The sequence below is a fragment of the Mesotoga sp. HF07.pep.5.2.highcov genome, from assembly GCF_003666285.1.
Lineage (GTDB): Bacteria > Thermotogota > Thermotogae > Petrotogales > Kosmotogaceae > Mesotoga > Mesotoga prima.
On the sequence record NZ_JFHJ01000705.1, the window covers coordinates 1 to 3,928 of the forward strand.

At 44.2% G+C, this 3,928-nt stretch carries 5 protein-coding genes; 4 read left to right on the forward strand and 1 reads right to left on the reverse strand.

Annotated features, from left to right (window positions below):
• From sufB to sufU, 4 genes are all read left to right on the forward strand, one after another.
• A partial coding sequence (gene sufB / locus BG32_RS15000) for a Fe-S cluster assembly protein SufB (protein WP_121527072.1) occupies nt 1-782 on the forward strand: 782 nt, incomplete at its 5' end.
• A gap of 10 nt (nt 783-792) precedes the next feature.
• Nucleotides 793-1,995, forward strand: coding sequence for a SufD family Fe-S cluster assembly protein (locus BG32_RS15005; RefSeq protein ID WP_121527073.1), 1,203 nt, complete (start codon nt 793-795; stop codon nt 1,993-1,995).
• Nucleotides 1,967-3,193: an aminotransferase class V-fold PLP-dependent enzyme gene (locus BG32_RS15010; RefSeq protein ID WP_121527074.1), complete on the forward strand. Its 1,227-nt coding sequence runs from the start codon at nt 1,967-1,969 to the stop codon at nt 3,191-3,193. The genes BG32_RS15005 and BG32_RS15010 overlap by 29 nt, the downstream gene beginning before the upstream one ends.
• Entirely contained in the window at nt 3,190-3,630 is a 441-nt protein-coding gene (gene sufU / locus BG32_RS15015) for a Fe-S cluster assembly sulfur transfer protein SufU (protein ID WP_099771827.1), read from the forward strand. The genes BG32_RS15010 and sufU overlap by 4 nt, the downstream gene beginning before the upstream one ends.
• A gap of 52 nt (nt 3,631-3,682) precedes the next feature.
• Here sufU and BG32_RS15020 read toward each other — a convergent pair.
• Nucleotides 3,683-3,928: chromosome segregation protein SMC (locus tag BG32_RS15020; protein ID WP_121527075.1), on the reverse strand; the 246-nt coding region annotated here is incomplete at its 5' end.

The window sequence follows — 3,928 nt, forward strand, 5'->3', positions numbered from 1 at the left end:
TGGAAAGCAGTGGCCAGTTTGAGCACACGTTGATCATTGCAGATGAAGGTTCCGATCTCCAGTTCATAGAAGGCTGTTCAGCTCCGAGATTCAACGATCTCAATCTTCATGTTGGCATGGTAGAAATCTTTGTTCTAAAGGATGCTAAGGTCAGGTACTCTACGATTCAGAACTGGTCCAAGAACACGTACAACTTGAATACCAAAAGGGCAATTGTCGAAGAAGGCGGAACGATGGAATGGATATCTGGTTCACTGGGAAGCATGAAGACCATGCTCTATCCATCATCTGTTCTAAGAGGCAGGGGTGCCAGAGCTGAGCATCTTGGAATTACCTATGCCGGTCCCGGTCAGCATATGGATACAGGATCGAAGGTGATTCACCTGGCTCCAGACACAAGTTCACTGGTTGATGCCAGAAGCATCAGCGTGGGTGGAGGCTGGGCCTTTTATCGAGGTTTTTTGGACATTTCTCGAAGTGCAATGAACTCAAGGTCGTCGGTTAAGTGCACTGCTCTAATGATCGATAATGAATCAAGGGCAGATACTGTTCCAATAATCCAAGTGATGAATAATGCTGCAGAAGTCGGTCATGAGGCCAGAATTGGAAGATTAGGAGAAGAAGAGATTTTCTACCTTATGAGTCGTGGCTTAAGTGAATCGGAAGCCAAAGCGATCATAGTAAGAGGTTTCATGGAACCTGTTTCACATCAGCTACCTGTTGAATATGCAGTTGAGCTGAACAGACTGATAGACACGGAAATGGAAAGCAGCATAGGATGAGGTGGAAACAATGGAAATGACTACGGAATTGGTTCATGAAAACTTCGAAATGGTTAAACCAACCAGAAGAGAGGAACTGTCAATTAAGGACTACAACAACCGAGATTTTCTGATTTCGGCTGAGGCATCTTCGCCTGCGATGTTGGCTTTCATGAGTAACAGGTATTCAGAGTATAGAACGCTGGCCTTCCCCTCATGGAAAAGATTGAAGCTTACCGGGATGAAATTGCCGGAAATCTCTCCAAGGCGTAGTTTGTCTTACTCAGATCCTTTTGTCAGACCACTTATTTCGATGAAGAGCGACGAGGTAGAGCTTCTCGATAAACTGGATTTTGAAGGTCTTGACAGAAAGATCCTTCTGCTAGGAGATATCTTCTTCAACGAAGGATCAATGATTTCTATACCTCCGAACAAATCAGCGGAAAAATCTTACTCAGTTGCATTTAACCGTTATTCAAGGATTTCGAGCAATATGTTTGTCTTAGGAGAAAATTCGAGTCTTAAAGTAGTAATCGATAGCGGACGTTTTGGAAACTGGCTGCTTCAGAACAACAGGTTCTTGATAAAGGAAGGCTCATCTTTAGAGCTTTTAGTCCTAAATAGAGTGACTGAAAGGGGACATGTTTTCATCAATAACCTGTATCTTCTTGAGAAAAACGCTAAGCTTAGGGTATTTGAGGTGAATTGTGGCAACGCGTCAACTGCGGCTTTTCACTTGGCTCTTTTAGAAGGAGAGGGGGCTCTTGCATCTTTTATGCCTCTTTTTGTGGCGAGAGGTGATACTGTTCTTGATATGCAATATATTGTTAGGCACAGAGCAAATTGGTCAGAGGGAAGAGTTTCAGGGTCGGGTGTACTACTTGACAACAGTAGAAGTGTTTTCAGAGGAACAATAGATATTAAGAGAGGAGCAAAAGGAGTGAAGGGAAGCGAACACAGCAACATCTTAATGCTATCCGAGTCTGCAAGGGCTGATACAATACCTTCACTTCTTGTGGGAGAGAATCAAGTCGACGCTTTTCATGCAGCAACTGTGGGATCCATTGACGCGCAGAAGCTCTTCTATCTTATGTCGAGAGGACTTACAAGGGACCAGTCTATGAGCATCATCGTTCAAGGTAAGTTTGAGCCGACTTTAAGAGAAATCGATGAGATCTTCCCAGACCACTCGGGAGTGGTAAGAGATGAGTTTGAAAGAGACATCCGATATTAGCATCAAGGAAGTCAGAAGGGATTTCCCTGTCTTTCGACACTATCCGTCACTAGCCTATTTGGATAGCGCGGCGACCGCTCAAAAGCCGCAAAGTGTAATTGATGCGGTCAAGGGGTTTTACGAGCGTGAAAATGCAAATGTGCACAGAGCTGTCTACCCACTTGCGGAGAAATCGACAGCTCTTTATGAATCAAGTCGAAGCGAAGTTGCCAGGTTCATCGGAGCAGAAAGAGACGAATTAATATTCACAAAGGGCTCCACAGAGAGTCTGAACATCATTGCAAATGCACTGGGTACTTCCGGTCGGTACAAAACTTTTGTAGTCCCAACGTTCGAGCATCACAGCAACTTTCTTCCGTGGCAGTTTCACGGCCTGAAGAATGAAATTAAGTTCGTGGCTTTGCCCATCATGGGGGCGGAGTTGACTATGACAGAGGTTGAAGAGAACCTAACTGGGGTAGAGGCGCCGTTTGTCTTTTCTATTGGGGGACTGATTAATGCCACAGGCTACAGAACTCCTTTTGAAGATTTGACTGAGCTTGTCCACTCTTTTGGCGGTTTGATAGTAATCGACGGAGCTCAACTGGTTCCGCATGAGATCTTTGATTTCAAGAAGGTCAACTCGGACTTTCTGGTCTTCTCCGGTCACAAAATGCTTGCAGAAACTGGAATTGGCTGTCTTGTTGGTAGGGCAGAACTCCTGGATGATCTCACACCATTTGTATTCGGAGGCGGTATGGTAGATCGGGTAAGTATTGAGACTTCGAGCTACGCAAAGGAGAGAACTTCCAGACTGGAAGGCGGAACACAGAACATTTCCGGTGCCGTTTCACTTGCATCGGCCTGCAGATACCTGAACAAGATCGGTATGTCCGCGATACATAAGCACGTTTCATATCTTACAGAAACCGCTAGAGAGATGCTAAAACAGATCTCTAATGTTACTGTTTACAGTCCGCCAGATAGTCATGCGATCTTGCTCTTTTCTCACAAGAATATACACTCTCACGATCTGGCCGAATTCCTTGGAAGAACTCAGGAAGTTGCGATCAGGAGCGGTCATCACTGTGCCCAACTTCAGATGGAGGCTCTTGGCATTACTTCGGCTTGTCGAGCATCATTCTACTTTTACAATACGGTTGAAGATGTGGAAAGACTTATCGAAGGGATTAGTAAGGCAGAGAGATGGTTCTTATGAACTTCGAGCAACTATATTCCGACTTCATAATGTATCACTTCAAGAACAATAGCCACCGAGGACGGATAGAGGATTGCACTTACACAGTCGAAGGTTCGAACACTTCTTGTGGAGATTCGATCACTCTTTATCTGATTATTGGAAGAGGAGTTGTAGATACTATTGGATTTGAGGGTGAAGGCTGTGCGATAAGTCAGGCGTCAGCTGCAGTCATGACAGAGATTCTTGAAGGTAAGTCACTTGAAGAAGCAGCTGCGACAATTGTGAATTTTGAGAAAATGATACGTGGTGAGGATTATGATGGGTCAAAAATAGGTGATGCCGCTTTTTTTGAGGGGTTGAAGGAACATCCTATGAGAGCGAAGTGCGTAATCCTTCCCTGGAAAACAGCTGCAAAGGTTTTGGTTTCCAAACAACAAAAAAAGACCGGTGCATAACACCGGTAATACTTTGCGCTGAAGTAACCCTACGAAAGGATTATACACCTTTTCAGTCAGGATTATCAACTTTTTTGTTCTTTTCTTTCAAATATTCGTCCAGCTTCTCCTGCTCGTTGCTAAAAAAGTATTCTTTTGGGTTTTCAACCATTTTTGTGACTTCGCCAAAGAGAGAATCAAGGACACCTGTAAGCGTTTCTCTCTCCTTCTGATTAAACTCCGAACTCAGAATACTGGAGATTTTGTCTTCATCGGTTAGGTCGCTCGTATCATTCTCAAGTGCGTTGAAGAATCTTTC

What these genes read in the sequence shown, in the direction of transcription:
- BG32_RS15005 (WP_121527073.1), top strand. Translation starts at nt 793, where the DNA reads ATGGAAATGACTACGGAATTGGTTCATGAAAACTTCGAAATGGTTAAA.
- BG32_RS15010 (WP_121527074.1), top strand. Translation starts at nt 1,967, where the DNA reads ATGAGTTTGAAAGAGACATCCGATATTAGCATCAAGGAAGTCAGAAGG.
- sufU (WP_099771827.1), top strand. Translation starts at nt 3,190, where the DNA reads ATGAACTTCGAGCAACTATATTCCGACTTCATAATGTATCACTTCAAG.